At 66.5% G+C, this 23,269-nt stretch carries 30 protein-coding genes; 12 read left to right on the forward strand and 18 right to left on the reverse strand.

The genetic code is table 11. The features are described from left to right. The first annotated feature begins 45 nt into the window (after window positions 1-45). The 3 genes from GH737_RS04340 to GH737_RS04350 are packed head-to-tail and all read left to right on the forward strand — an operon-like array spanning window position 46 to window position 1,638. Window positions 46-711 (forward strand): HAD-IA family hydrolase, encoded by a 666-nt coding sequence (locus tag GH737_RS04340; RefSeq protein ID WP_155263661.1) that lies wholly within the window; start codon window positions 46-48, stop codon window positions 709-711. Beyond that, entirely contained in the window at window positions 704-931 is a 228-nt protein-coding gene (locus GH737_RS04345) for a hypothetical protein (RefSeq protein WP_155263634.1), read from the forward strand. Before GH737_RS04340 ends, GH737_RS04345 begins: the two co-directional genes overlap by 8 nt. Then, complete coding sequence (locus GH737_RS04350) at window positions 928-1,638, forward strand: ATP12 family chaperone protein (protein ID WP_155263635.1); 711 nt, start codon at window positions 928-930, stop codon at window positions 1,636-1,638. The genes GH737_RS04345 and GH737_RS04350 overlap by 4 nt, the downstream gene beginning before the upstream one ends. Before the next feature lie 71 nt (window positions 1,639-1,709). Here the strand turns inward: GH737_RS04350 and gmk are convergent, their stop codons facing one another. Then, the gene (gene gmk / locus GH737_RS04355) at window positions 1,710-2,351 is read right to left on the reverse strand and encodes a guanylate kinase (protein WP_155263636.1); all 642 of its coding nucleotides are present in this window, start codon (window positions 2,349-2,351) and stop codon (window positions 1,710-1,712) included. 124 nt (window positions 2,352-2,475) lie between these two features. Between gmk and GH737_RS04360 the strand changes: the two genes are divergently transcribed. The 3 genes from GH737_RS04360 (at window position 2,476) to murA (ending at window position 5,119) form a co-directional block, all read left to right on the forward strand. Continuing rightward, a complete protein-coding gene (locus GH737_RS04360; protein WP_155263637.1) occupies window positions 2,476-3,210 on the forward strand; it encodes a phasin family protein in 735 nt (244 codons plus the stop codon). Window positions 3,211-3,364: 154 nt separating this feature from the next. Continuing rightward, window positions 3,365-3,697 carry an ATP-dependent Clp protease adapter ClpS gene (clpS, locus tag GH737_RS04365; RefSeq protein ID WP_196232978.1) on the forward strand — a complete coding sequence of 111 codons (333 nt, stop codon included), beginning with the start codon at window positions 3,365-3,367 and terminating at the stop codon, window positions 3,695-3,697. Between the two features lie 138 nt (window positions 3,698-3,835). Next, a complete protein-coding gene (murA, locus tag GH737_RS04370) occupies window positions 3,836-5,119 on the forward strand; it encodes a UDP-N-acetylglucosamine 1-carboxyvinyltransferase (protein ID WP_155263639.1) in 1,284 nt (427 codons plus the stop codon). On the opposite strand, the gene GH737_RS04375 is transcribed toward murA, so the two are convergent. From GH737_RS04375 to GH737_RS04400, 6 genes are all read right to left on the reverse strand, one after another. Beyond that, on the reverse strand, window positions 5,116-5,544 hold the full coding sequence (locus GH737_RS04375; RefSeq protein WP_155263640.1) for a GreA/GreB family elongation factor: 429 nt from the start codon (window positions 5,542-5,544) through the stop codon (window positions 5,116-5,118). The two genes, murA and GH737_RS04375, sit on opposite strands and share 4 nt — an antisense overlap. Window positions 5,545-5,744: 200 nt before the next feature. Next, the gene (locus tag GH737_RS04380; protein ID WP_155263641.1) at window positions 5,745-6,125 is read right to left on the reverse strand and encodes a GNAT family N-acetyltransferase; all 381 of its coding nucleotides are present in this window, start codon (window positions 6,123-6,125) and stop codon (window positions 5,745-5,747) included. After that, window positions 6,080-6,484 (reverse strand): hypothetical protein, encoded by a 405-nt coding sequence (locus GH737_RS04385; RefSeq protein WP_155263642.1) that lies wholly within the window; start codon window positions 6,482-6,484, stop codon window positions 6,080-6,082. The genes GH737_RS04380 and GH737_RS04385 overlap by 46 nt, the downstream gene beginning before the upstream one ends. Beyond that, window positions 6,481-7,746 (reverse strand): DUF445 domain-containing protein, encoded by a 1,266-nt coding sequence (locus tag GH737_RS04390; protein ID WP_155263643.1) that lies wholly within the window; start codon window positions 7,744-7,746, stop codon window positions 6,481-6,483. Before GH737_RS04390 ends, GH737_RS04385 begins: the two co-directional genes overlap by 4 nt. Window positions 7,747-7,780: 34 nt before the next feature. Then, on the reverse strand, window positions 7,781-10,930 hold the full coding sequence (locus GH737_RS04395; RefSeq protein WP_155263644.1) for an efflux RND transporter permease subunit: 3,150 nt from the start codon (window positions 10,928-10,930) through the stop codon (window positions 7,781-7,783). A 24-nt stretch (window positions 10,931-10,954) separates the two neighbouring features. Next, complete coding sequence (locus GH737_RS04400) at window positions 10,955-12,139, reverse strand: efflux RND transporter periplasmic adaptor subunit (RefSeq protein ID WP_155263645.1); 1,185 nt, start codon at window positions 12,137-12,139, stop codon at window positions 10,955-10,957. A 211-nt stretch (window positions 12,140-12,350) separates the two neighbouring features. On the opposite strand from GH737_RS04400, the gene GH737_RS04405 reads away from it, so the two are divergent. Continuing rightward, complete coding sequence (locus GH737_RS04405) at window positions 12,351-12,614, forward strand: GlsB/YeaQ/YmgE family stress response membrane protein (RefSeq protein WP_155263646.1); 264 nt, start codon at window positions 12,351-12,353, stop codon at window positions 12,612-12,614. A 73-nt stretch (window positions 12,615-12,687) separates the two neighbouring features. Beyond that, the gene (locus GH737_RS04410) at window positions 12,688-13,410 is read left to right on the forward strand and encodes an SIMPL domain-containing protein (protein WP_155263647.1); all 723 of its coding nucleotides are present in this window, start codon (window positions 12,688-12,690) and stop codon (window positions 13,408-13,410) included. Window positions 13,411-13,492: 82 nt separating this feature from the next. Here the strand turns inward: GH737_RS04410 and GH737_RS04415 are convergent, their stop codons facing one another. From GH737_RS04415 to GH737_RS04425, 3 genes are all read right to left on the reverse strand, one after another. Further along, entirely contained in the window at window positions 13,493-13,744 is a 252-nt protein-coding gene (locus GH737_RS04415; protein ID WP_155263648.1) for a GlsB/YeaQ/YmgE family stress response membrane protein, read from the reverse strand. A gap of 171 nt (window positions 13,745-13,915) precedes the next feature. Further along, window positions 13,916-14,215, reverse strand: coding sequence for a CtrA inhibitor SciP (sciP, locus tag GH737_RS04420; protein ID WP_155263649.1), 300 nt, complete (start codon window positions 14,213-14,215; stop codon window positions 13,916-13,918). Window positions 14,216-14,306: 91 nt separating this feature from the next. Then, window positions 14,307-14,531, reverse strand: coding sequence for a hypothetical protein (locus tag GH737_RS04425; RefSeq protein ID WP_155263650.1), 225 nt, complete (start codon window positions 14,529-14,531; stop codon window positions 14,307-14,309). Window positions 14,532-14,615: 84 nt separating this feature from the next. On the opposite strand from GH737_RS04425, the gene mnmA reads away from it, so the two are divergent. The 4 genes from mnmA to GH737_RS04445 are packed head-to-tail and all read left to right on the forward strand — an operon-like array spanning window position 14,616 to window position 17,797. Next, on the forward strand, window positions 14,616-15,728 hold the full coding sequence (gene mnmA, locus GH737_RS04430; protein WP_155263651.1) for a tRNA 2-thiouridine(34) synthase MnmA: 1,113 nt from the start codon (window positions 14,616-14,618) through the stop codon (window positions 15,726-15,728). Window positions 15,729-15,768: 40 nt separating this feature from the next. Beyond that, complete coding sequence (locus tag GH737_RS04435) at window positions 15,769-16,251, forward strand: FKBP-type peptidyl-prolyl cis-trans isomerase (protein WP_155263652.1); 483 nt, start codon at window positions 15,769-15,771, stop codon at window positions 16,249-16,251. Window positions 16,252-16,254: 3 nt separating this feature from the next. After that, window positions 16,255-16,719, forward strand: a complete 465-nt coding sequence (locus GH737_RS04440) for an NUDIX hydrolase (RefSeq protein WP_155263653.1) — start codon at window positions 16,255-16,257, stop codon at window positions 16,717-16,719. A 4-nt stretch (window positions 16,720-16,723) separates the two neighbouring features. Beyond that, window positions 16,724-17,797, forward strand: coding sequence for an alpha/beta fold hydrolase (locus GH737_RS04445; RefSeq protein ID WP_155263654.1), 1,074 nt, complete (start codon window positions 16,724-16,726; stop codon window positions 17,795-17,797). Here GH737_RS04445 and GH737_RS04450 read toward each other — a convergent pair. From GH737_RS04450 to GH737_RS15140, 8 genes are all read right to left on the reverse strand, one after another. Further along, entirely contained in the window at window positions 17,769-18,212 is a 444-nt protein-coding gene (locus GH737_RS04450) for a YybH family protein (RefSeq protein WP_230558619.1), read from the reverse strand. The two genes, GH737_RS04445 and GH737_RS04450, sit on opposite strands and share 29 nt — an antisense overlap. Beyond that, on the reverse strand, window positions 18,209-18,991 hold the full coding sequence (locus tag GH737_RS04455) for a PhzF family phenazine biosynthesis protein (RefSeq protein WP_155263656.1): 783 nt from the start codon (window positions 18,989-18,991) through the stop codon (window positions 18,209-18,211). The genes GH737_RS04450 and GH737_RS04455 overlap by 4 nt, the downstream gene beginning before the upstream one ends. After that, entirely contained in the window at window positions 18,988-19,926 is a 939-nt protein-coding gene (locus tag GH737_RS04460) for a cation diffusion facilitator family transporter (RefSeq protein ID WP_155263657.1), read from the reverse strand. Before GH737_RS04460 ends, GH737_RS04455 begins: the two co-directional genes overlap by 4 nt. Continuing rightward, window positions 19,923-20,501, reverse strand: a complete 579-nt coding sequence (pdxH, locus tag GH737_RS04465) for a pyridoxamine 5'-phosphate oxidase (RefSeq protein WP_155263658.1) — start codon at window positions 20,499-20,501, stop codon at window positions 19,923-19,925. Before pdxH ends, GH737_RS04460 begins: the two co-directional genes overlap by 4 nt. A 42-nt stretch (window positions 20,502-20,543) precedes the next feature. Beyond that, window positions 20,544-21,122: a hypothetical protein gene (locus GH737_RS04470; RefSeq protein WP_155263659.1), complete on the reverse strand. Its 579-nt coding sequence runs from the start codon at window positions 21,120-21,122 to the stop codon at window positions 20,544-20,546. 3 nt (window positions 21,123-21,125) lie between these two features. Continuing rightward, window positions 21,126-22,076 carry a phosphatidate cytidylyltransferase gene (locus GH737_RS04475; RefSeq protein WP_230558620.1) on the reverse strand — a complete coding sequence of 317 codons (951 nt, stop codon included), beginning with the start codon at window positions 22,074-22,076 and terminating at the stop codon, window positions 21,126-21,128. Continuing rightward, entirely contained in the window at window positions 22,073-22,663 is a 591-nt protein-coding gene (locus GH737_RS04480) for a lysophospholipid acyltransferase family protein (protein WP_155263660.1), read from the reverse strand. The genes GH737_RS04475 and GH737_RS04480 overlap by 4 nt, the downstream gene beginning before the upstream one ends. Beyond that, window positions 22,660-23,269 (reverse strand): CDP-alcohol phosphatidyltransferase family protein (locus GH737_RS15140; RefSeq protein ID WP_196232979.1); only part of this gene is annotated, 610 nt, incomplete at its 5' end. The genes GH737_RS15140 and GH737_RS04480, both read right to left, overlap by 4 nt.

A 23,269-nucleotide genomic window follows, 5' to 3' on the forward strand; every position in this document is an offset into this window, starting at 1 on the left:
CGGCGAGCGGCGCGCGCGCGGCTCACCGCCGAAGGCGAAGCGGCGTTGAACCGGCTCGCGATCTTCGACTGCGACGGGACCCTGGTCGACAGCGGCGCGACCATCCATCGCGCGCTGTGCGCGGCGTTCGGGCAACACGGGCTATCGCTGCCCGCGCCAGAAGCGTCGCGCAGGATTATCGGCCTCAGCCTGGTCGAGGCGATGGCGGCGCTCCTCCCAGACGCGGAGGCGGGGCAGCATCTGGCACTCGCGGAAGACTACAAGCGGGCATTTTGGAAGTTGCGCGCCGCCGGCGAGGTCGAGGAGCCTCTGTTCGACGGCGTGCTCGACCTGCTCGATGCGCTCGGGCATGACGGCTGGCTGCTTGCGGTCGCGACCGGCAAGTCCGACCGCGGCCTCAAGCATTGCCTCGAACGGCACGGCCTCCACGCGCGTTTCGTCTCGCTCCAGACCGGCGACCGCCACCCGTCCAAGCCGCATCCGTCGATGGTCAACCAGGCGATCGCCGACGCCGGCGGTGCACCGGAGTCGAGCATCGTCGTCGGCGACACCAGCTTCGACATGGCGATGGCGGTGAACGCCGGCGCTCGCGCGATTGGCGCCGGCTGGGGCTATCACGATAGCGAAGAGCTTCTCCGAGCCGGTGCTTTCGCGGTTGCCGAACAGCCTCTCGAAGTGCTCGACCTGATGCGGGAGCATGCCGATGGATGACGATTTCTACAGGAAGCGGCTGCTCTTCTACTCGCTGGTACGGTTTGGCGGGCTCGCGATCTTCTTCCTCGGCCTGGCGATCATCTACACGGACCTGCTGCGGCCCGGCGGCTGGCCGCAGCCCGGCGCGATCGTTGCGATCCTGGGCGTGATCGACGCGCTGTTCGCACCGCGGCTGCTCAAGAAATATTGGGACGAGCAGGACCGGCAGGCGCGGTGAAGCGCTTCTGGAAAGCGGTTTCGGTCGGACCCGACGAAGGCGGGTGGTCGGTAAGCCTCGATGACAGGCCGGTGCGGACTCCCGCCAGAGCGGCGCTGACGGTGCCGACGGAAGCGCTCGCGCAGGCGATTGCCGACGAATGGAGGTCGGTCGAGGACGTGATCGACCCACGCGCGATGCCGCTCACGGGGCTCGCCAACGCGGCGATCGACCGGGTCGCGTCGGATCGACAGGCCTTCGCCGGCGGGCTCGCGCGCTACGCCGAGGCCGATCTCGCCTGCTACCGAAGCGACTGGCCGCCGGAACTGATCGAACGCCAGGGCAGTGCATGGGACTCGCTGCTGGCGTGGGCGCGGCGGCGCTACGATGTCGATTTCTCGACCACGTCCGGGCTGATGCACGTGCCGCAGCCGCAAGCTACCGTCGAGCTGCTGGCGCACGCGGTGGCGGCGCTCGACGCGTTTCGCCTCGCAGCGCTCTCGCCGCTTGTGGCGATCGGCGGATCGCTGGTCGCCGGACTGGCGGTACTGGAGAAGGCGTTGACGGCGGATCAGGCGTGGCAGGCGGTCAGCGTCGACGAGCGCTGGCAGCTCGAGCAATGGGGCGCGGACGCGGAGGCCCAAATGGCGCTGGAGAACAAGCGGCGCGACTTCGTGGTGGCCGCAGAATTCCTCGAGTTGCTGGACGAACCGTCACCCCGGAGTTGATCCGGGGCCTGCCTGCCGCCGGACGGACGATAGAAAAGACGGTCCGGCTCAGGGCCGGGATGACGAACGGTTCAGTGCTGCGGCCCGATCAGGTCACGGACGAACTCGACGAGGTCGGTCTGCCGTACGCGCTTCGAACGTTCGGCGCTGACGATCGCCCGGACGCGGTCGAGGCACGCATCCATGTCTCGATTGACGAGGACATATTCGTACTCGGCCCAATGATCGATCTCGTCCGCGGCGCGGCGCATTCGGTCGGCGATCACCTCGTCCGAATCCTGGCCGCGTGTGTGCAGCCGATGCTCGAGCTCCGCCATCGACGGCGGAAGCAGGAAAATGGTGACGAGATGCTCGCCAAAGTCGGGCTCGAGCTGACGCGCACCCTGCCAGTCGATGTCGAACAAGATGTCGCGGCCCTTCCGGAGCGCCGCCTTCACCGGAGCTTTCGGGGTTCCGTAGCGATAGCCGAAGACATGTGCCCATTCGACGAACTCGTTCGCCGCGATCATCCGGTCGAACTCGCCGTCGTCGACGAAATGATAGTCGACGCCCTCGGCCTCTCCCGGGCGCATGGGGCGGGTGGTCGCCGACACCGACATCGTCACCTCGCCGTCGGCCTCTAGCAGCATGCGCGAGATCGTCGATTTGCCGGCGCCCGAGGGGGAGGAAAGAACGATCAGGAGTCCGCGGCGCTGGCGAGTTGGCTGGTCCATGGCCGCTCTTGCTTCGGGTGAGCCGTGGCCGTCAAGCGACCGGATGGTGCGCTGCACAAAATAGCCCTTGAAATGGTGCGCCGCACCCTATATTGTGCAGTGCAACATATCGGAGGATAGATCAGTGGCAGACGAAACCAAGGTCGAAGCGCAGACCGCAGTAGAGGCTCCGGCCAAGGTGGCGCAAACCGTCGCCGACACCGTTCAGGCGATCGCCAGCGAGAGCGAGAAGGTGGCCAAGCGCACCCGCGCTTCGACCGCTCGCAAGATGAAGCGCGAAGCCGCGGCCGACAAGACTGCAAAGAAGACGGCAGCGCGTCGCACCGCTCGCAAGACCCGCAAGATTCGCAGCACCGCGCGCAAGTCCGCCGCCGCTGCCCAGGAAAGGATTGAGACCGTGACCAATAGCAATTTCTTCAACGGCTTCCCCGCCGTCCCGGCGTTCGCGCCGTTCCAGACGCTGTTTGCCGATGCGAACGAGCGTAGCCAGCAGTTCGCCAAGAAGGGCCAGAAGGTCGCCGAGGAGCTCGCCGATCTCGCCCGCGCCAATGTCGAGGCAGTGGTCGAGGCCAGCCGCGTCGCCACCGAAGGCGCCCGCTCGATCGGCCAGGACGTCGTCGCCAAGCAGCGCGACAGCGTCGAGCAGGCCGCGGACGCGATCCGTTCGCTCGCCGAAGCCAAGTCGCCGACCGAATATCTGCAGCTGCAGGGCGAGTTCGCCCGCGCATCGTTCGACCGCGCGGTCGCCGAGACCTCGAAGCTGACCGAGTCGCTGGTGAAGCTCGCCGGCGAGGCGTTCCAGCCGCTTTCGAATCGCGCCACGGCCAATGCCGAGCGCTTCAACACGCTCGTTGCCTGACCCTCTCCCCTCCTAAGTCCAGGCAACGACTTGTGGCGGCCGCTCCCAGTTGGAGCGGCCGCCAATTTTTTACGCTCCTGACGCAAACTAGCGCCTTGCCGCCTTTCCGCGGCTTGCCATATTTTAGAGCCAGATGATTCCAAAGCTGATCAGCATGGCCACCGGGCCCGAGGACGGCGACGGTCTCGACGACATCGAGACCGGCGTTGCGACACGTACGCGCCCCAAGACCAAGAAGCCGTCCAACTACAAGGTGCTGATGCTCAACGACGATTACACGCCGATGGAGTTCGTCGTGCTCGTCCTCCAGCAATTCTTCTCGATGGGAATCGAGGACGCGACGCGGGTGATGCTGCAGGTGCACCAGCAGGGCGTCGCCGTGTGCGGCGTGTTCACTTACGAGGTGGCCGAGACGAAGGTCACCCAGGTCATCGACTTCGCGCGCGAGAATCAGCACCCGCTCCAGTGCACGCTGGAAAAGGCGTAGGCGCAGCGGAGTCGAAGTCCCGAGCTTGCCGAAGGACAGCGGTTTCCCTTCTGCTCAAGTACGGGACAGCCCTTCGGCAGGCTCAGGGCAATCGGTGTGGATTCTTGCGCAACCTAGCCCACCCGCTAAAGCCCCCGCGTGGACAGCATCTGGATCAGGGGCGGGGCCAAGCTGAAGGGCGAGATCCCGATTAGCGGGGCGAAGAATGCGGCACTGACGCTCATGCCGTGCGCGCTTCTTACCGATGAGAAACTGACGCTCGGGAACTTGCCCCGCCTCGCCGACGTCGACACCTTCAGCCACCTCCTCAACCAGCTCGGCGTTTCGACGCACGTCGCCGGCGTGAAGAAGGGCGAGTTCGGGCGGCGAATGACCTTGCAGGCCGACGAGATCGTCTCGACCGTCGCGCCTTACGACATGGTGCGCAAGATGCGCGCATCGGTGCTGGTGCTGGGGCCGATGCTGGCGCGGATGGGCGAAGCGACCGTCTCGCTTCCGGGCGGCTGCGCGATCGGCGACCGGCCGATCGACCTGCATCTGAAGGCGCTCGAATGCATGGGCGCGGAGATCGAGCTCACCGCGGGCTATGTGAAGGCGAGCGCGCCCAAGGGGCGGCTGCCGGGCGGCGACTACAGTTTCCCCGTAGTGTCCGTTGGCGCGACCGAGAACGCGGTGATGGCGGCGGTGCTCGCCAACGGCCGCACGCAATTGTTCAACGCCGCGCGCGAGCCGGAGATCGTCGACCTCTGCAACCTGCTCGTCGCGATGGGCGCCCGGATCAAGGGCATAGGTTCAGCGCACCTCGTGATCGATGGAGTCGAGGGGCTTCACGGCGCCGATTATGAGGTGATGCCCGATCGAATCGAGGCGGGGAGCTATGCCTGCGCGGCCGGGATCACCGGCGGCTCGCTCGACCTCATCGGCGCGCGGCCGGAGGAGATGAAGGCGACGCTCAACGCGCTCGCGCAATGCGGGCTCGTGATCGAGTTCCACAACCGCGGGATCAAGGTCAGCGCCAACGGGGCCTTAAGGCCGCTCGCGCTCTCGACCGCGCCATTCCCGGGTTTCGCAACCGACATGCAGGCGCAGTTCATGGCGATGCTGAGCCTGGCCGGGGGCGACAGCTTCCTAGAGGAGACGATCTTCGAGAACCGCTACATGCACGTGCCGGAATTGAGGCGCATGGGCGCCGACGTCGACATCCACGGCCGATCGGCCATCGTCCACGGAGTCGAGGCGCTCACAGGTGCAAGCGTGATGGCGACCGACCTGCGCGCGTCGATGAGCCTCGTCCTCGCCGGACTCGCCGCGCAGGGCGAGACCGAGGTGCTGCGCGTCTACCATCTCGACCGTGGTTACGAGCGGCTCGAGGAGAAGCTCTCGGCTGTCGGTGCGACGATCGAGCGCCGCAGCGGCGGCTAGGCCGCTGCCGGCGGCTCGTCGAATGGCTGGCGCACCCGAACGATGCGGATGCGGCGCTCGTGCCCGTCGAGGTCGGGCCAGTCGATCGACTGCCCGGCGGTGAGGCCGTAGAGCGCCGCGCCCATCGGAGTCAGGATCGAGATGCGACCCTCGGCGATGTTCGCCATTGCCGGAAGCACCAGCTCGACTGTGCGGAGCTGATGGGTGCGCTCGTCGACAAAGGCGATTTCCGAGCCAAGCGTCACCGCCGTCCCGGGCAGCGTTCCCGGCTCGTGCAGCTCCGCGCGCTCGATCTCGCCGAGCAGCATTGCGGCGACGACCGGCTGGCGGTGCTCCGCCTGCAGCGCAAGCGTCGCGACCATGTCGGACTCGGCCGCGAGCAGATGAATTGGCGGGCGCGCACAGCCCGCGCGGACGGTGGCCATTGATGAAATCCTTGTTCTTGAAGCGAGTTGAAGTCGTCCTTGCCCCCGTGCGCGCTGGATGCGCGCGCGGGGGCTAGGCTCGCGCGGGAATCTGTCCCGAATGGACAGTGAAGCGGCGGAAGGACTCGCTGGTCATGGATGCAAGGTGGGGCCGCCAGGGCGGGAAGTCAAAGGCTCTTGGCGAAGCGGATGCTCGTCCGTTAGTAACCTATGTGCCGGTAGAAGGCGTGCGCGTCGCCGCGGCGGTCATTGCTGGTCACCTCGACCAGCGTGCAGCCGCCCCTGCGCATCCATTCCTCGGCCGCTTCGACGAGCATGCGGCCGATGCCGCGGCCCTGTGCTTCCTCGGCGACGACGAGCACCGATATGCGGCCGAGCGGCGCTGGACGGTGCACGGCGATGCGGCGGTTGATTCCGCACAGCCCGACGACCTCCTTGCCCAGCGTGGCGACGAGCGGCAGCTCGCCTGATTTCCTGAGTGCCGCGAGATTCCGGCGGAGCGCTTTCTCGTCAATGTCGTGGCCGAGGAAGCGGATCAGTTGGACCAGACGCTGAGCGTCGGCGGGGCGGGCGTCGCGCAATTGCGGCTGCGGCAACGGTGTGGGCTTTGCTTCGCGCGGTTCAGGGCGAACCGCATCATCGTTCGCGGGCTCCGCCGCGCGGCGCGGCGGCTTCTTGCCGGTGCGCTTGCGCTGCGGCGCTGCGAGTCGAGCGATGCGCCCCAGTCCTTCGCTCCCAAGTTGCGCAGATATTGTTCGATCTCCCCGAGATCTCCGATTGGGCCCTTTGCGTCCATTCCCAGCACCGGCTTCCCCGCCTTGTCAGTAAGACCGACCTTGCCGAAGCGGCGTTTGGTGGGCGTGCGCACGCGCGAGCGGACTAGCTTCAGGCCGCGGTTGCGCGCGGCTTCGGCAAGCTCATCGAGATCGGCGTCGCTCACAGCTTATCCAGCACGTGGAGGACGAGGCCGACGAGCCCGCCGACGATGGTGCCGTTGATGCGGATGTATTGGAGATCGCGGCCGACCGCTGCTTCGAGCCGCGCGGTGACGGTGCGCGCGTCCCAGCTGCGGATCGTTTCAGACACGAGCTTGACGATCGACCCGCCGTAGCTCGCCGCCATGCCGACGATTGCCCGGCGCGCGAATTGATTGATCGCGGCGCGGATGCGGCGGTCCTTCTCGAGTGTTCCGCCCATCGACTTCAGGACCTCGCCGAGCTTGCCGGCAAGCACCGCGTCGGGGTTGCGCGCGGCGCGGATGATCGCTTCGCGGCCCTTCTGCCAGATGGCGTCGAGCCACAGGCTGACCGACCGGTTATCGAGCAGCTGATCCTTGAGCGCCTCGACCTTCGCGCGGGTCTCGGGGCGAGTCTGAAGGTCGTTGGCGAGCTGCGCGAGCGCTTCCTCGACCTTGATCCGCACCGGGTGGGCAGGGTCGGTCGACATCTCGACCGTGAGCTTGCGAAGGCCGTCGATGATCGCATCCGCGAGCTTGGTATCGAGCGCGGCAAGCTTGAGCACCCAATTGGCCTTCTTGTGCACCATTTCGCGGATCAGCTGCTCGTTCGCCTCGAGGGCCCGTGCCATCCAGCGAATTGCCGCTTCGAGCATCGGCACGTGCCGATCCTCATTGATCGCGGAGGCGAGCGCGTGGCCGAGCAGGGGCGAGACATCGGTCTTGCGCAGGCGCGCGCTGACCGCGCTCTTGACGATCCCGCCCAGGCGCTCGTCGTCGAGGCTTTCGAAAATGTCGGCGATCAGCCGTGAGGCGCCGGCGCGGATCCGCGTGCCCTCGCCGGCGGGGGTCTGGAGGAACCGGCCGGCCGCGCCAGCGACGTCGAGCCTCTGCATCCGCCGTGCGACGACTGCCGGGATCAGGAAATTCTCCTTGAGGAAGCTGGCGAGCGCCTCGCCGATGCGATCCTTGTTGCGCGGGATGATGGCGGTGTGGGGGATCGGAAGGCCGAGCGGGTGCCGGAACAGCGCGGTCACCGCGAACCAGTCCGCGAGGCCGCCGACCATCGCCGCTTCGGCGAAGGCCTTCACATAAGCAAGTGCCGGATATTGGTGTTCCAGAGTTCGCGTGACTGCGAACACGGCGGCCATCACCACTAACAGACCGGTGGCGACGACCTTCATCCCCTGCGCGCCAGGCTGCGCGGGATTGAAGCGGGACAGGGGGCCGTTGGCCATCGCTCTCATGCCGGCTCAATAGCTGAGCCGGCCGCCGGGTTCATCACTCGGCTGGAACGGGCCGCCCCGCCTCGTGCGCGTCGCTCCCGACGAAGCGGTGAAACAGGCGCCCGATCCGCGATTCGATCGAAATGGCGATCGAGAAATAGGCGGGCACGAGGAGCAAAGTCAGAAGCGTCGAGAAAAGCAGCCCGCCGATCACAGTCACGCCCATCGGTGCGCGCCAGCTCGCGTCACCAGTGATCGACAGCGCGATCGGCAGCATTCCGGCTACCATCGCCACCGTAGTCATGACGATCGGCTGCGCCCGCTTGTGGCCCGCTTCCCAGATCGCCTCGTCCTTGGGCATGCCGTGGTTCATCATCTCGACCGCGAAATCGACGAGAAGGATCGAGTTCTTGGCGACAATCCCGAACAGCATCAGGATGCCGATCAGCACCGGCAGGGAAACCGGCTGGCCGGCAACGTGCAGGGCGATCGCGGCGCCGAGCGGGGCAAGCAGAAGCGAGCCCATGTTCACGAACGGCGACAGGAACCGCCGGTAGAGCAGGACAAGCACGGCGAACACGAGCAGGACGCCCGACATCAGGGCAATCGCGAAATAGTAAAGGAGCTCCCCCTGCCACTTCTGCTGGCCAAGGTTCATCTTCTGCACGCCTTGCGGGAGATTCTTGAGCGTCGGCAAGTTGTCGATCTTGGGCCAGACATCGCCGCTGACCAGGCCCGGGGCAAGGTCGGCACCGACGGCGGTGCGGCGGATCTGGTTGGTTCGCTGGATCGTCGTCGGGCCGGAGCCGAAGCCGATTTCGGCGACTGCCTTGAGCGGCACCGAGCCACCGTTGGAGGTCGGTACGGGCAGATTCTGGAGCACCGAAAGGTCGCGCCGCGCATCCTCCGACAGCGACACGGTGATCGGGATCTGGCGGTCGGATAGCGAGAATTTGGCGCTGTTCTGCTCGATGTCGCCGAGAGTGGCGATGCGGATCGTCTGGCTCAGCGCCGCGGTCGTGACACCGAGATCCGCGGCGAGGTCGAAACGCGGCGTGATGGTGATTTCCGGCTGCGGCATGTCGCCGCCGACGCGCGGTGCGCGCAGGCCCGGGATGGTCGCCATTTCCTTGGCGATCTGATTGGCGACCGCGTTCAGCTTCACCGGGTCGTCGCCGCCAAGGTAAAGCATGATGTCGCGCGAATCGCCGCCGGGGCCGCCGCCGTTCTGACTCTGGAAGCTGACGCGCGCGTCGGGAATCGCCGAGAGCTCGGGCGCATGCTTCCGCTCGAACTCCGTGCTCGTCTTCTCGCGATCCTTCTTGAGCACGATGTTGAGATGGCCGCTGCCGACGTTGATCCGCTCGTACACATGCTCGACGTCGGGGTCCTTCTTAAGGACCGCCGCCACGCGGTCCTCGACCGCTTCGGTTTGCTCGAGCGTCGAGCCGGGGGGTAGTGTGACGTTGACCTGCGAGAAATCGAGGTTGAGCGGCGGCTGGAAGGTCATCGGCAGAGTCGCGAACATCACGCCGGTGAGCACGAGCGCCCCCATGCCGGCGCCGACCATGACCATGCGATGGTCGCGGAAGGTCGATTTCACGAAGCCGAAGAAGCCTGGGTGCTCGGCGCGATAGGCGTGCGCCTTCTTGGTATCGAGGCTCCAGTTCAGAATTCTCAGATAGCCGTGCATCCACTTGAAATTGGCGTGCGGCTGCTCGCCGTGGGAACGCAGGAAATAAGCCGCCACCAGCGGCGTGATCATGCGCGCCACGAGCAGACTCATCATCACCGCGATGACGACAGTGAAGCCGAACGCCTTGAAGAACTGGCCCGAAATTCCGGGCATCATCGCGACGGGCAGGAACACCGCGACGATCGACATGGTCGTTGCAAGCACTGCAAGGCCGATCTCGTCGGCGGCATCGATCGCGGCCTGATAGGCCGATTTGCCCATGCGCATGTGGCGCACGATGTTCTCGATCTCGACGATGGCGTCGTCGACCAGCACGCCGGCGACGAGGCTCATTGCCAGCAGCGACAGGCCGTTGAGCGTGATCCCCATCAGGTTCATGAAGAAGAAGGCGGGGATTGCCGACAGCGGGATGGCGAGCGCGGAAATTGCCGTCGCGCGGATGTCGCGCAGGAACAACAGAACCACGAGGACGGCCAGGATCGCACCCTCGATGAGGCCTTCCATCGCCGACGTGTACTGCGCCTTGGTGTAGTCGACGGTGTTGAAGATCTCGGTGAAGTGGACCTTGGGATTTTCCTTCTGAACCTTCTGAAGCTCCGCCCACGCCGCGTCATAGGTGCTGACTTCGGACGCACCCTTGGCGCGCTGGACCTCGAAGCTGACGACCTGCCGCCCGTCCTGCTTGGCGATCGTGCGCTGTTCCGAATAGCTGTCCTTGACCTGGCCGAGGTCGGCGAGCTTGACGAACCGGCCGCCGGGCAGCGCGATCTCGGTCTGCGAGAGATCGTAGGCGTTCTTGGCATTGCCGAGCACACGCACCGATTGCTCGGAGCCGGCGATTTCGGCGCGGCCGCCGGCGCCGTTGAAATTGCTCTGGCGCAGCTGCTGATTGACCTGCGCGGCAGTAATTCCCTGCGCCTGCAGCGCCGCGGGGTTGAGAATGACCCGGATCGTCCGGTCGACGCCGCCGGTGCGGTTCACCGCTGCAACGCCGGGGACCGAGAGGAGGCGCTTGGCGATGGTGTTGTCGATGTACCAGCTGAGCTCCTCGAGGCTCATGTCCGTGGTTTCGGCGCCGACATAGAGGATCGGGTCGCCGCTGATGTCGACTCGGGTGACCTGCGGCTCGAGGATTCCTTCGGGCAGGTTGCCGCGAATCTGCGCGACGGCGTTGCGCACGTCGTTCACCGCACGGTCGGTCGGCGTGCCGATCTCGAACTGGACGAAGGTCGTGCTGTTGCCCTCGCTCACCGAGCTGTTGATCTCGTCGACGCCGTTGACTCCGCGAATCGCGGACTCGACGCGCTGCGTGACCTGCGTCTCCATCTCGTTCGGCGCGGCGCCGGGCTGCGACACCGAGACGATCGCCGCCGGGAAGTCGATGTCCGGGTTGTTGTTCACCTGCATGCCGGAGAAGGCGACGAGGCCGGCGAGCATCAGCCCGACGAACAGCACGATCGGCGGGACCGGGTTGCGAATGCACCAGGACGAAATATTACGGAAATTCATTAACTTGACTACTTTCCTGGAGCGTTACCGGGCCGCGGCCTCACGCTTCGGGTTCACCTTCTGGCCAGGGTTGAGGAACGGCCCTGCTGAAAGCACGACCGATTCGTTTCCGGAGAGGCCCTCGGCGATCGTGACGCCGCTGTCGCTGACGTTGCCGATCTTGATGTTGCGCCGCTCGACCTCGTTCTTGCCGTTGATGATGTAGACGTAATTGCCCTGATCGTCGCTCAGCACCGCGCTTTGCGGGAGCTGCGGCGCGGCGGTCTGGCCGGCGGTGATCTTCGCCTCGGCGAAGCCGCCCGGGCGGATCGACCGGTCGTACGGAATCGCGATTCGAACTTCGCCGAGGCGCGACTGCGGATCGATGACGGGCGCGACCTGCCACACCGAACCGGCGATGCTATGGTCGGCGCCGACCGGAGTCACCTGCGCCGGCATTCCGACGCGGACGAAAGCGAGATCCTGCTGCGCGAGCTGCGCCCGCACTTCCATCGAGCCGCCCTCGGCGAGGCGGAACAGCGCGCCCGAGCCGGGGCTGACGATCTGGCCGAGCTCGACGTTGCGCTCGAGCACCAGGCCGGAGGTCGGCGCCGTCACATTGAGCTGGCCGATCTGCGCCCGGGTCGCCCCGAGTTGCGCCTGCGCCACGCGCACCTGGGCGTAGGCTGCATCGCGGGCGGCCTTCTTGGCGTCGATTTCGGCCTTCGACACGAAGCCGCGATCCTTGAGCGCAAGGGCGCGTTCGTAATTGTTCTGGGCGAGCGCGGCATCCGCCTTTGCGGCGTCGACCTGGGCGGCGAGCTGAGCTGCCTGCTGCGTCTGCACCGAGCGGTCGATGACTGCGAGCACCTGGCCGGCGCGAACCCAGCTGCCGGCGTCGACGAGCACACGGACGACTCGCCCGCCCTGGCCGGCGATTCCGACCGGTTGGTCGCGACGCGCGCCGAGCGGCCCGCTGGCAGTGACCACGCGGCCGATGTTGCTGCGGCCGGGAACGACGACGGTGACGGTCGGGACCTGCCCCGCTGAAGCGCCGCCCGCGGCGCCGGGCTGGGCCTTGTCGCCGCTGCCCCCCGTGAGAAAGACGAGGCCGATGACGAGCAAGGCCAGCGCCGCGATCGCGCCGATGATGACCATCCGCCGCCGATTGCGCGAGCGGTCCACCACCACGAGCGTGTCCGAAGAGTGGATCGAAGTTTCCCGGTTCATTCTGTCCTGCCCAATTTGCCCCATGCGCGCGATTCCGCACTCCCCATGCGGCAACTGTATTATATCAATAAGTCACCACGCGCAACACACCGCGCACCCCCGCCTGTCGCCACTGCTTTTCGACCAAGCGTGGCACTTGTTTGGCGAACGCGCGTTGCCCAAGGTCACGTGAAGGTCGGTTGAACGGCACGCGATTGCAAGGGAAAGCGGGATGGAGAACTACGGAATCATCGGTTGGATCATCATCGGCGGCATCGCCGGGGGGATTGCGAAGCTGCTCATGCCCGGGAAGGATCCGGGCGGATGCATCATCACCATCCTGCTTGGCATCGCCGGCGCGGTCCTCGCCGGCTGGCTCGGCCGCCTGATCGGGTGGTACGATTCGAATGACCAGGGCGCCGGGTTCGTCGCCGCGATTGTCGGTGCCTTCATCCTCCTTTTTATCTATCGCCTGATCGCCCGGCGCCGCGTCTAACGGCCGTTCAGGAAACAGCCATGGCCGGGGAGCAAGCCTCGCGCGCGACATGGATTGCAAGGGAATGAAGCAAATGAACAACGCGCTGATCGGCGCGCTGATGCTCGGCGCAGCCTCCTGGGCCGCGCCGGCGGCGGCGCAGCAACAGGCGGCCATCACCCAGACGATTGCCGGAACGAGGCTCGATGTGACCGCCACCGGCGAGGTCACCCGCGTGCCGGACGTGGCGGTCATTTCGGCCGGTGTCGTAAGCCGCGCGGCGACGGCCAATGCCGCGCTCCAGGATGCCGCCAACCGCATGGAGCGTGTCATTGCGGCGCTCAAGCGGGCCGGTGTCGCCGACCGCGACATCCAGACGAGCAGCATCAACCTCAATCCGGAATACCGCTATCCGGAGAACAAGTCGCCGCAACTGGTCGGCTATACGGCGACGAACACGCTGACGATCAAGTTTCGCGATATCCGCAGCTCGGGCAAGATCCTCGACGCGCTCGTCGCCGAGGGCGCAAACCAGATCAACAGGCCCAATCTCACCATCGACAAACCCGAAGCCGCGCTCGACGAAGCGCGCGCCAAGGCGGTCGCCAGTGCTCGCGCGCGGGCCGACCTGTACGCCCGCGCGCTCGGAATGCGCGTGGTTCGGGTGGTTTCGGTGAGCGAGAGCGGCGGAAGCTATCCGGTGCCGCCGCCGATGCCGATGTACGCGCGTGCCGAAGCCGCGCAAGCGGACACCAAAATTGTCCCCGGCGAGCAGCAGCTGCAGGTCAATTTGGCGGTCACGTTCGAGCTGCAATAGCCCGTTGCGAGGAGCGAGAGCGACGAAGCAATCCAGGCCGATGCCTGGATTGCTTCGCTTCGCTCGCAATGACGAAAAGTGCCTAGCGGATGCTGCCGCGGCGGATCAGATTGACGATCGCGAGCAAGATGATCGCGCCGATCAGCGAATAAAGGAATGTTTCGATCGTGATCGCGTTGTTCAGGCTGCCCCCGAACAGCAGCCCGGCAATGACGGCGCCGACGATGCCGACGACGATGTTGAGAATGATCCCCTGTTGCGCATCTGTGCGCATAATGAGGCTCGCGAGCCAGCCGCAGATACCGCCGACGATCAGCCAGATGATCCAACCCATGAGCTTTGCCTCCTGTTTCTCGCGGCCGCTCGCATACGCGCGGCGGCCGTTCCGGCACCACAGACGCGTGATGCGCCAAGGTTGTTCCGGATTCAGAAGGAACTGTCCAGCTTTCGGCTAGAAATGCTCGGAAACGCCAGATGGTGCCCAAGCGTAACGACGCTGTGCGGGTCAGTAACGCTGCTGCTTCTCGTACTGGTCGCGATACTGCTTGATGCGCGTGACGCGCAGGCCGGGCATGCCGCTGCGGTCGACCGCGCGCTGCCAGCTCGTGAATTCCTCGAGGCTCAAAGTGTAGCGCTTGCACGCTTCGTCCACGGTCAGCAGTCCGCCGGCGACGGCGGCGACGACCTCGGCCTTGCGGCGGACCACCCAGCGCGTGGTGCTGGGAGACGGCAAGGAGTCGAGCGTCAGCGGCTCGCCGAGCGGTCCGATAACCTGGGCCGGACGAATCTTCTGGTTCTCGAGCATGCTCCGTTACACCTGCTTAATCATTGTCACTGCGCTTCGGTTTAATCGGCGCGCTTAAAAACATTCTGAAGCGCGCTGGTTAATTCACTGGTCAGTCCGACTTACGCTCCCTTAACCCTGCAGCGTCTTCGGCGAACGTGCCGCCGAGCGTCTTCATCGCATCCCGCCACCCGTCGCTGCCGGACAGGTAGCAGGCGATCGCATCCTGCCTCGAGCGCTCGTCGACCGCCGCGCCCTGACCAAGCAGTGCGAGCAGGTCGTCGAGGCTGAGCGGCGCTTCGCCATCCGGGCAAAAGTCCTTCTCGTGTCGCGCCAACCTCGGGCCCCTCGCTGCTTCTCTGTGCGCCGGTCTAGTCGCGAGGAGTGAAATTCGGGTAAAGAGCGCCGCAAGAGACCACCGATGCCAATCGATTTTCAGCTTCGCCGCCCTGCCAGCGGTGCCCGGATCGTCGTCGCCATGTCGGGCGGCGTCGACAGCTCCGTCACGGCCGCGCTCGCCGCCCGCACCGGCGCCGAGGTAATCGGTGTCACCCTTCAGCTCTACGATCATGGCGAAGCGGTGCGGCGTACCGGCGCCTGCTGCGCCGGACAGGACATCTATGACGCCAAGCAGGTCGCCGACCGGCTCGGCATCGCTCATTACGTGCTCGATTACGAAAGCCGCTTCCGTGCGGGCGTGATCGACCGCTTCGTCGACGAATATGCCCACGGCCGCACGCCGGTGCCGTGCGCTAGCTGCAACCAGGGCGTGAAGTTCGTCGACCTCGTCGCGTTCGCGCGCGAGCTCGGCGCCGACTGCCTCGCAACCGGGCATTACGTCCAGCGCGTGCTGAGCGAGCGGCGCGTCGAGCTTCACAAGGGCGCCGACCCGCGCCGCGACCAAAGCTACTTCCTCTACGGGACGACATACGACCAGCTCGATTTCGTGCGCTTCCCGCTGGGCGGGCTGCCCAAGGACGAGGTGCGCAGGATCGCCGCCGACGTAGGGCTGGAGGTCGCAGCCAAGCCCGACAGTCAGGACATCTGTTTCGTGCCCGACGGGGATTATGCGGCCCTGGTCAAACGGCTGCGGCCGGAAACCGAGGCAGCGGGGGATATCGTCGACCTGGACGGCCGGGTGCTCGGGCAGCATCGCGGCGTGGTCCATTTCACCGTCGGCCAGCGGCGCGGGATCGAGATCGGCGGGCAAAAGGAGCCGCTCTACGTCGTGCGGATAGAGCCCGGCCGGGCGCGGGTCGTGGTCGGCCCCCGGCGCGCGCTCGCGGTCGGGGCGATGCGCGTTGCCGGCTGGAACTGGCTCGGCGAGGGACAGCGCGAGGTCAGCGTTAAGGTCCGCTCGCTCGCCCCGGCGGTTCCCGCCGTCCGCGACGGAGAGTGGATCCGCTTCCGTCAGAGCGAATATGGTGTCGCGCCGGGGCAGGCGGCGGTGCTGTACGTCGGCACGCGCCTGCTCGGCGGCGGCACGATCCTCGAAACGCAGGCGGGCGAGAGCGAGTCGGCAGCGGCTGCGTGAACCCGCTGGTCATTCGCGCGGCAGGCTCTAGGCTCGCGCAATGATTCGAACCCTCCTCATGGCCGCGGCCACGATCGGCATTGCGGCTGCCGCGCCTGCCGCCTCTGCTGCACCGCCCGTCCCGCCGGCAACACCCGCCGGTCCCAATTTCCTGGCCCAAAACGCAGCCGCGAAGGGCGTCGTTACAACCTCCAGCGGCCTGCAGTACTTCGTAGTCGTTTCCGGGCCGACGACCGGGCCGCACCCGACTGCCGAGGACATGGTCAGCTTCGATTATGAGGTGAAGCTGCTGACCGGCGAAACCATCGACAGCAGTTATGAGCGAGGCGAACCGCTGACCGGCAAGGTCGGCGCTTTCGTGCCCGGATTTACCGAAGCGCTGCAGCTGATGCGGCAGGGCGACGAATGGATCGTCTGGGTCCCGCCCCAGCTCGGCTATGGCGACAAGGATAGCGGGCCGGTCCCCGCCAACAGCGTGCTGCGTTTCAGGCTCGCGCTGCACAGCATAACGCCCGCCGGCTGACCCATGCCGGCGCCGCGCAGTGCCGGGATCCTGCTCTTCCGCGAGCGCAACGGCGAGACCGAGGTCCTGCTGATCAAGCCCGGCGGGCCGTTCTGGCGCAACAGGGACGCTGCCGCGTGGATGATACCCAAAGGCGCGATCGAGGCCGGCGAGACCGCCGCCCAAGCTGCGCTGCGTGAGTTCGAGGAGGAGACCGGCACCCGGCTGGGTGCGGTGCCGTTTCCGCTCGCGACGGTGCGCCAGGCGGGCGGCAAACATGTCGAAGCGTTCGCTCTCGAGGGCGACCTCGATGCGGCGGCGGTCACGTCGAACGAGTTCGAGATGGAATGGCCGCCGCGCAGCGGTCTTCGCGAGCGCTTTCCCGAGGTGGTGGAAGCCCGGTGGATGACCTTGGCCGACGCGCGCGCCATGATGCTTCCGAGCCAGCTGCCGCTGCTCGACGCACTCGAGCAAAAGCTGAAGGGATGATGTGATGCTCGCGTTTCTCGCCGCTCTTGCAGCGCAGACGGCCGCACCGCCGACGAAAGCCTGGCCGACCCACGAGGCCGACATAGTCCTGAAGGATTTTCGCTTCGCCGACGGCGAACGCCTGCCGGAGCTGAAAATCCACTACACCACGCTCGGCGAACCGCACCGCAACGCCGCGGGCGAGATCGACAATGCGGTAATGGTGCTCCACGGCACCGGCGGCGACGGGCACCAGTTCCTCCGGCCGCAATTCGCCGACGAGCTTTACGGCCCCGGCCAGCCGCTCGACATCCGCAAATACTGGATCATCCTTCCTGACAATATCGGCCACGGAAAATCGTCCAAGCCGTCGGACGGACTGCGGACGAAATTTCCGAAATACGATTACGGCGACATGGTCGAGGCGCAGTACCGGATGCTGACGCAAGGGCTCGGCATCCGCCGCATGCGCCTGATCATGGGCACGTCGATGGGCTGCATGCACAGCTTCATGTGGGGCGAGAAGCACCCCGACTTCGCGCGCGCACTGATGCCGCTCGCCTGCATGCCGATCGAGATCGCCGGCCTCAACCGCATGTGGCGGCAGCTGGTGATCGATGCGATCAGGGACGACCCGGCTTATGGGCGGGGAAAATCGGCAGGCGAATACGACCTCGAACCCGAGGGAGGACTGCGGACCGCGGAGTCGATCCTGCAGATCGTCGGCGCAGCGCCGCTGAACCTGCAGAAGCTGTATCCTACGCGCGGGGCGGCGACGGCGTACATCCAGCAGCGGATAGACGCCGGCATGGCCGACCTCGACGCCAATGACATGATTTACCAGTTCGATTCGTCGCGCAGCTACAATCCGTGGCCGGAGCTGGAGAAGATCACCGCGCCGCTCGCCTGGGTGAATTCCGCCGACGACTTCATCAACCCGCGCAACCTCGACGTGCCGCAACGGGCGCTGAAGCGGATGGGCACGAATGCGCGCTTCCGGCTCATTCCGGAGACCACCGCGACGCACGGCCACGGTACGCACACATGGGCCGCATTCTGGAAGAAGGACCTTATCGAGCTGTTGGCGCGCTCGGAGTGACGTCGTGGGCGGAGACGTGGTTCATGGTGATGAGCCACTTGCCGGCAACCTTGCGGAACAGGCGCGTATTGATGCCCTCGGTCACGCGCGGACCGCGCACCAGCCGGTACTGGCTGATCAGCATCGCCGCGTCGGGCGCGAGCAGGTCGACCCTCATGTTGTAGAAGTGGAGCTTGCCGCGCCGTTCGGCAGAGCCGCCATAGTCGCGGATGTAATGGTCGAGGGCTCCCTGCCAGCCCTGCTGGAACCTGCCGCCCGAGACGAACACCACGTCGGGGTTCTTGAAGCCGGCCATGTAGCCGCGGAAGTCGCCGCGGTTCCACGCCGCCTCCATGCGGTGGATGGTGTCGAGGATCGCGGCTTTCTCGGCCTGCGGAGAGACGGCGGCGAGCGCGAGGAAGGCGATCAGGCTCACAGCTGGAATTGCCCCACGATCACTGTGCGGCACCGGCCGCCAAGCACAACCCGTTCGCCTTCGAGGCGGCAGTGGAGCACACCCGTGCGGGCGCTCGCCTGGAGCGCGGTGAAGTCGTTCCTGCCAAGGCGCTCGGCCCAATAGGGCGCCAGCGCCGCATGGGCGGAGCCGGTCACAGGGTCCTCGTCGATGCCGACGTAAGGCACGAACACGCGGCTGACGACGTCCTCGCGCGAGCCGGGTGCGGTCACGACCGCCATGCGGTGGATCTTCGCTAGCGCCGCGAAGTCGGGCGAGACGGCGCGGACCGCGGCTTCGTCCGCCACTCCGACGATCGCCGCGTCGTTGCAGCCTTCCGCCAGCCAGGCGGGGCTGTTTGGCAGTCCCAACGCCGCGCACATGTCGGGCTCGTTCACTTCTGTCAGCTTTGCCGCCGGAAGGTCGAGCTCGAGCAGCTCGTCGCGCTGGCTGACGGTCAGGACGCCCGACTTGGTCCTGAACCGCACCGGCTCGCTGTGGATCAGCACGTGCCCCGCGGCGAGCGTCGCATGGCCGCACAGCTCGACTTCCGCCGCCGGGGTGAACCAGCGCAGCTCGTAATCGGCCTCTCCATCCGTGCTCGGCACCGTAAAGGCGGTCTCGCTGAGATTGTTCTCGGCCGCGATCGCCTGCATCAGATCGTTCTCGAGCCAGCGCTCGAGCGGCATCACGGCGGCCGGGTTCCCGGCTAGCGGCCGCTCGGCGAAGGCGTCGACCTGGAAGAAGGGGATGCTCGTCAAGTCGCGCGTTCCGTAATCTCCTGCGGCAGGATGGTCTCACGGTCCGTCTGCCCTTCAGGATCGACGTGGATCAGGATCTCGGTGCCGGGGAAGCGCCTTTGCAGTTCTTCCTCGACGACGTCGAGCCGGTCGTGGGCTTGGCGCACGGTCCAATGCGCGGGGACCCAGACGTGGAATTGCGCGAAATAGTGGGTGCCACTGCTCCGCGTGCGCAAATCGTGCAGCCCGGCGAGTTCGGGATATTCCTTGGCCGCGGCGAGGAAGCGCTCGCGAAGCTCGTCGGGCCATTCGCGGTCCATCAGCTGGTCGAGCGCGTTGCTCGATGCACTCCACGCCCCCCACAGCAGCCACAGTGCGATCAGCAGGCCGAACACCGCGTCCGCGCCGTTGAGACCCGCGAACTGATCGAGCGCGAGCGCGACGATCACCGAGCCGTTGAGGAAAAGGTCGGATGAATAATGGAGGCGGTCGGTGCCGATGGCCAGCGAGCCGGTGCGGCGGACGACGTGGCGCTGGTAGGTGATCAGCGCCGCGGTCAGAACGATTGCGAGGATCGAGACGCCGATGCCGAGCTCGGCGTCCGAGGTCTGGGCGCCGCTCAGCAGCCGCTCGACCGCGCGGAAGCCGATGAAGATTGCCGAGATGGTGATGAGGATGACCTGCACCAGCGACGCGAGCGCCTCGGCCTTGCCGTGGCCGAAGCGGTGATCCCAGTCGGCCGGCAGTGCGGCAACGCGGACGCCGAGCAGCACGACGAGGCTCGCAACGAGGTCGAGGCCGCTGTCGGCAAGCGAGCCGAGCATCGCCATCGACGAGGTTTCGAGCGCGGCGAACGCCTTCAGCGCGATCAGGGTGACGGCCATCGCAATGCTCGCGAACGCCGCCCGGGTGGTCAGCTTCGCGCGCAGCTCGGGTGAAACGGCTGTGTCGCTCATGGGTAGAGCAGCCCTTCGGTCCAGCCGCCTTTGGCGCCGTGCGTGAACAGGCGGCGCTCATGCAGCCGATGCGGGCGATCGGTCCAGAATTCGATCCGGTCGGGGACCACGCGGTACCCGCCCCAGTGCGGCGGCCGCGGGACGTCCTCGCCTTCGAACCGGCGCTTCATCTCGTCGAAGCGGTTCTCGAACGTCTCGCGAGCGTCGAGCGGGCGCGACTGGTCGGACGCCCAGGCGCCGAGTTGCGAATCCCGCGAGCGGATGGCGAAATACGCGTCCGCTTCGTCCGAGGCGACGCGCTCGACAGCGCCCTCGATGCGGATCTGCCGGCGGACCGACTTCCAGTGGAAGAGCAGGGCGGCGCGCGCATTCTCGGCTAGCTGGCTGCCCTTGGCGCTCTGCTCGTTGCTGTAGAAAACGAATCCGTCCGGACCGTGTCCCTTCAGGAGCACCATGCGGACGTGCGGCTGGCCGTCGGCGGCGGCGGTGGCAAGCGCCATCGCATTCGGGTCGTTCGGCTCGCTTGCGCGCGCTTCAGCGAACCACTCGTCGAACAAGGCGAAAGGGTCGGCCATGGGTGCGGGGGTCTACCCGCGCACAGGCGGTGAAGTCGAGGTTCAGCCGGGCATCACCGCGAAATAGAAGGCGTAGAAGAGCGCCCACGAAGCCGCGAGCAGCACCAGTCGCTGGCGTACGTCGATCCACCGGCCGAGCAGGTGCGAGACTGCGCCGACGAACAGCGCCACGGCGAGGAAGCGCGGGAACCTGATGAACGGTGCAAGCAGCAGCAGAACGTAGTCAGGCCCTTTCGCTGCCTCGAGCGCATAGAGCTTGAACGGAGTGCCCGTGAACGAGCCGGCGAGCATCGCCAGCGCTCCCTGGTGATAGTCCCGTGCGGCGCGGTCAGTGAGCGCCGGATCGATTGCTGGGACGCTCGCCATCGCCGCCGCGGCCCCGGCGGGATCGCGGCCCGCCCAGAGGAGAACCACGGCTGCGCCAGCGACCGCGGCCAATGCTGCCACGATCGCGGCAAGCACGGCTGCCCTGGTGCCGCTCCTCACCGCAATCCAGCTGATCGGGACGTCGGCGACGATGAACAAGATCGCGCTCTCCGCCACTGACCAGCCGGCGACAATCCACAGCGGCAGCGTCAGGCCAAGCGCGCGGATGAACAGCAGGAGCGCGGCGATGCTCATCGCTCAGCGCGCGAAGAAATAGTTGACCAGATGATAGAAGATCGGCGCGGCGAAGGTGACCGAGTCCATCCGGTCCAGCGCGCCGCCATGACCCTCGATCATCGCGCCCCAGTCTTTGGCGCCGAGCGAGCGCTTGACCGCCGAGAGCACCAGCCCGCCAAAGAACCCCGCGAGGACGATCGCGGCCGCCATCCCGGCCGCCTCGAGTGGTGAGAAGGGCGTGATCCACCACAGGCCGGTCCCGACGAGCACCGCGAGCAATCCGCCGCCGACCAAGCCCTCGACCGTTTTCGACGGGCTGACGTGGGGCGCGACCTTTGTCCGGCCGAACAGCTTGCCGACGGTGTACTGGAGTACGTCGGAAAGCTGGACGACCGTGATGAGAAAAAAGAGCAGATAGATGGGCCTGTGCGGGCCCAGGTCGAGCAGCAGCAGCGCCGGCGCGTGACTGACGCAGAAGACTGCGAGCATCAGTCCCCACTGGATCTTGGCGGTGCGGGCAAGGAAATCGTCCGTGATCCCCCACAGCACCGACAGCACCGGCAGCAGAAGGAAGGCATAGACCGGGATCAGGATCGTCAGCATCGCCTGCCAGTCAATCCACAACAACCAGTACTGAAGCGGAACGAAGAGATAAAAGGCAGCGGCGATCGCGGCATGGTCGCGCGGATGCGTCGGGGTCAGCGACAGGAATTCGCGCAGGCAGTAGAAGGACACCAGCCCGAACAGCACCAGCGTCAGGCCCTTGCCGACGACGAAGGCGAGGGCGAAAACCAGCACCATCACCCACCACGCCTTGATCCGCGCATTGAGGTTGCGGACCGTCTCGTGGCCGCTGTCGGTCGTGACGCTCCGCGCGAGGAAGAAGGCGGTGAGTGACGCGACGATGAGGAGCCCGAGTACCCCGGCGTAGAGCCACAGCATCATCGGTTCGATGGCCGGCAGGTCGATCATGCAAGGGCCTCCACCGCCGCTCGGGCACGCTCGAGGAACTCGGCTTTAGGCTCGCCTTCGGCCAGGGAAACCGGCGCTCCGAAGCGGGCGACGCAGCTGATCGGCACCGGGACGAGGCTGCCCTTGGGGAAGGCGCGCCGCAGGTTGTCGAGGAACACCGGGACCAATTCGACCTCCGGGAACTCGCGCGCGAGATGGTAGAGGCCGCTCTTGAAGCTGCCGGGGAGCCGCTCGAGCCCGCGCGTGCCTTCCGGGAAGATGATCAGGGAGTCGCCGGCGCGAAGCGCCTCCTGCAACGGCTGAAGCGGATTGGATGAGCCGCCCTTGCGCTCGACCAGCACCGCGTTGAGGACCTTGAGCGCGATGTAGCGCTGGAGCTTGCCCTTCCCCCAATAGTCGGCGGCGGCGACGGGGCGCACCCGGCGCCTCAGGTCCGGCGGCATCGCCGCCCACAGGATGATCGTGTCGAGGTGGCTCGAATGGTTGGCGAAATAGATGCGTTGGCGCGTGCTCGGCGCGCAGCCGATCCACAGGCCGGTGCCGCCGACGAGGAACCGCGTCAGACCGAGGATGATTGCTGCGATCATGCAGCGGAACGGAGCCGCTGGGCGATGCGAAGCGAACGTCGCACGATCGTGAGCAAGGTGCCGACGCAGATGACGATCAGCGAAATCAGCAGCCAGCGATCGGGATCGCCTTCCGCAACCGCAGCAACGAATGCGGCGAGCAGCCCGAGTGTGAGCACGAACATCCGGTGCGGCTTCGCCTGAGGGCCGATGAAGTCCTGCGGCTGACCGAGGGTGCCGCCGAGCAGCCGGACATAGGCGCAGATGGCGGCGAGCAGCGCCGCGGTCAGCCCGAGCACGAGGCCGAGCTTCGGGCTGGCCGCAAAACCGGCGGCGACCAGCAACAGGCTGTCCTCGAGCCGGTCCGGAAGCTCGTTGTAGATCGCGCCGTACACCGACTTCCGGCCGCCCTCGACAGCGACCATGCCGTCGAGCATGTTGCACAGCAGCCGGAGCTGCACCGCGGCCGCGCCGATCAGTAAATGCCACGGAGCGGCAACCCCGGTCACCAAGGCGGCTGCTCCAACCAGGGAAATGACGATCCCGACGATCGACACCCCGTCGGCGTTGATCCCGCTCGCCAGCGCCGCGCGCGCCGCGGCCGCGGCCCACGCCGTGCTCCGCGAC

It is taken from the genome of Sphingomonas segetis (genome assembly GCF_009720245.1).
Lineage (GTDB): Bacteria > Pseudomonadota > Alphaproteobacteria > Sphingomonadales > Sphingomonadaceae > Sphingomicrobium > Sphingomicrobium segetis.